The organism is Mesorhizobium sp. P5_C1, from assembly GCF_054049815.1.
The window spans coordinates 1-2,855 of the sequence record NZ_JBFULQ010000636.1 but is presented as its reverse complement, the minus strand read 5'-3'; the positions used below and the strand labels follow the sequence as shown (position 1 = coordinate 2,855).

Below are 2,855 nucleotides of genomic sequence, written 5' to 3'. Positions count from 1 at the left end.
CCCGAAGATATCACGCGCGACCGTGGAGAAGTGCTCTCCATCCGCCAGATGATCCAAGCCATGGTGACAAAGCATGGCCTCGACCACCGGCGCATTTTTATCACGGGTCTTTCCGCCGGCGGCGCCATGGCGGCGGCAATGTTGGCAACATATCCGGAAGTGTTCGCTGGCGGCGCAATCATAGCAGGGCTCGCCTACGGCAGCGCGTCGACGATCCCGGAAGCCTTCGATCGTATGCGTGGCCATGGGGGCCCTTCGAAGGCTGAACTCCAAAGGCGCCTTGCGGAAGCTTCGCCCCACAAAGGGATTTGGCCGAAGATTTCAATCTGGCAGGGCGCGGCCGACACCACCGTGGTCGCGTCGAACGCGGATTCCATTCTCGCCCAATGGCAAGCGGTTCACGGCGTGGGCGCCAGCCCCACCCGAAAAGAAACGGTCGATCGACAGATACGTCAGGTGTGGTGCGGCGCGGACGGCAAGGAGTTGATCGAGAAATACACGATTGCCGGCATGGGCCATGGCACGCCACTGCAGACGCTCGGTGATGATGGCTTGGGCGTTGCCGCCCCATTCATGCTGAACGTCGGCATTTCATCAACACGCCATATTGCGGATTTCTGGGGTCTTACAAGCCGAACTGAAGCCAGATCTGGGGAAGCGCCGGGAAGATCGGCGGGCAAAGCAGTGAGGACTTATGCACCTGCGGAAAATCCGCGAGCAGTACGCGCCGATGCCGCAAAGGCGCCTCAGCCTGATGCTCGCGGCGGTTCGGCCACAGGCATTACCAAGGTGATTGAGGACGCTCTGCGCGCAGCCGGCTTGATGCGTTAGCTCAAAAGCTCTTTGGCTGGGTAAGACCGACAGGCTTGATGCCAAGAAGGTCTCCCGGCCGAAAAGTCGAAATTCCGGCCGGGAAGTTTCGCGCGGTTAGATGCGATTGACGCGACGAGCGCCGTCTCGCCCAATTTCATTCGAGGCGTAGTTCTCGGCATCGGCGTCGAAACCTGTCCATCCGCCGGCCTGATATTCTCCACGACGCTCTTCCAGGTTCACGGACTTGGTCTGCCCCAGAATCCTTTCGGCGTTTGCCACCAGCGGGTCGTCTACCTTGGCGGTGACCAACGTGCCGCCACGACGCACACCCTCTGCATAGACGTGGGCATCGTCCTCTGCGACGCCGGAATCAGTGAGGGCTCCGACGATGCCGCCGGCAGCGCCGCCGACGACGGCGCCCCCAACCGCACCGACTGCAGTGGCAGCCAACCATCCGGCGGCCACCACCGGACCAACGCCCGGGATGGCCATGAGGCCAAGCCCGGTCAGCAGTCCGCCAGCGCCGCCGACAACGGCACCAAGTCCGGCGCCGCCCGCTGCATCGTCCGCAGCCTTGGATTCGTCATGGTCGCGCCGGTTGTCCGCATTGTTGGCGACGATGCTGATGTTGGAATGCGGAATGCCCGTCGCTTCCAGTTCGCCAACGGCATCGGAAGCGTCGTCATAATTGTCGAATAGTCCGGTCACAGTTTTCATTTTGGATCTCCTGATTTCTGTTTGGTTAGTTGGTGCCGGCAACGACGTTGCCCTGGTAGTCGAGCGCTACTGCCGTGGTCTTGCCGCCCTTGTTCGCCTGGCCGCGCCAGATGCCCTGATCATCCTTGGCCAGCTTGGACACATCGGAGAAGCCGGCGTCCTGAATGCGATCCTTGGCCTGATCCTCGGTGAAGCTGTTCGCACCAGGAACGGGAGCGGAGGGGTTCGCGGTGTCGGTGGTGGCTACGGCCGGGGTCGTCGAGGAGGTGGCCGCCGATTTGTCATCGATCTTGGACGCGATCTTTTCGATCATTTCCTGATGCATCTTGAGTGTCGGGACTGTCTCCTGGGCGAAGGCCTTCAGATGAGCGTTGTCGCCATCCTTGGCGTAGCTCTCGTACAGCTTGACCGCATCGGAATGCGCATCGCGCTGCATTTGGACGTAGGGTGTGTCGATCGGGTCCTTGCCATTTTGCAGAGTGTCGACATCGCCCTTGTGCTTGGCGTCCAGTTCCTTCGGGACTGTCAGCTTCAGCTCGCCGGCGATTGTCTCGAGCTTGGCGTTGGCCGCGCCATGATCGTCAATCATCTTGTGCGCGAAGTCCTTGACGCTCTGGTCCTGTGCTTTGGTTTCGGCAACCTTGCTGGAATCCACTTCGAACATTCCGCCTGCCGCGGCCTTGTCGACAAAGTSTTGCGCGCTGTCGGCAGCAAGGGCGGGCAGGGCGAAAGACATAGCTGTAGCTGTGGCCAGTGMGGCCWAAAGTAGGCGGGTTTTCATGGGWTAGGTCCTTGTTTGTGCACACATGTGSTAAGGGCCTAACCTGCGCCAGTCGGCTTTGKTCCGGACGGTCAGCGATAAACTGGCATTGATCTGCGCGCCCTGTTTATGGCTMGGAGAGTGGCGACCGCGCTCTGGACCGGTCGGTTTGGCTGTCAAARGATTGCTAATATTSGCYGAGGAACATTCTCATCGGAGTGAAGTTTTGACTGTGCCTTGGTTTGCTCCCCGTGGCCAAGGCATGGAAGTTGCCTCTACAGCTTCCACAGCCCGTCTCGGGGTGGGGCAAAACAAACCGAGGCGGGCAWTTTCGGRTTCGCGAGSAGAGGGGTCGAGGTAGACGMAAWTGGCCTTGGCTAAGAAGGACCAGGAGCGCATCACCTACGCTTGGATGTAYGGCGTGCAGGCTCGAAAGGACGGCAAGGAGCGCGTGGTRCCCGAGGTCTGGTACGAATMCGCCGATGGATGGCTGCAAGGATTTGATGGTGAACCCATCATCGGMGCGGAYAAGGCCAGGTTGGTCGGCGACCAGATGGAAGCGGAA

General features: G+C 60.5%; 4 protein-coding genes. 2 read left to right on the top strand and 2 right to left on the bottom strand.

All coding sequences use genetic code 11. From position 1 onward, the window contains the following. Nucleotides 1-831: extracellular catalytic domain type 1 short-chain-length polyhydroxyalkanoate depolymerase (locus tag ACXJ7R_RS29190; RefSeq protein WP_457154858.1), on the top strand; the 831-nt coding region annotated here is incomplete at its 5' end. Nucleotides 832-927: 96 nt separating this feature from the next. On the opposite strand, the gene ACXJ7R_RS29185 is transcribed toward ACXJ7R_RS29190, so the two are convergent. Further along, nucleotides 928-1,530, bottom strand: coding sequence for a general stress protein (locus ACXJ7R_RS29185; RefSeq protein WP_457154857.1), 603 nt, complete (start codon nucleotides 1,528-1,530; stop codon nucleotides 928-930). A gap of 25 nt (nucleotides 1,531-1,555) precedes the next feature. Then, the gene (locus ACXJ7R_RS29180) at nucleotides 1,556-2,311 is read right to left on the bottom strand and encodes a DUF4142 domain-containing protein (protein WP_457154856.1); all 756 of its coding nucleotides are present in this window, start codon (nucleotides 2,309-2,311) and stop codon (nucleotides 1,556-1,558) included. Between the two features lie 352 nt (nucleotides 2,312-2,663). On the opposite strand from ACXJ7R_RS29180, the gene ACXJ7R_RS29175 reads away from it, so the two are divergent. Next, nucleotides 2,664-2,855, top strand: a 192-nt coding sequence (locus ACXJ7R_RS29175; protein WP_457154855.1) for a hypothetical protein, incomplete at its 3' end; no start/stop codon positions are given.

What these genes read in the sequence shown, in the direction of transcription:
- ACXJ7R_RS29185 (WP_457154857.1), bottom strand. Translation starts at nt 1,530, where the DNA reads ATGAAAACTGTGACCGGACTATTCGACAATTATGACGACGCTTCCGAT.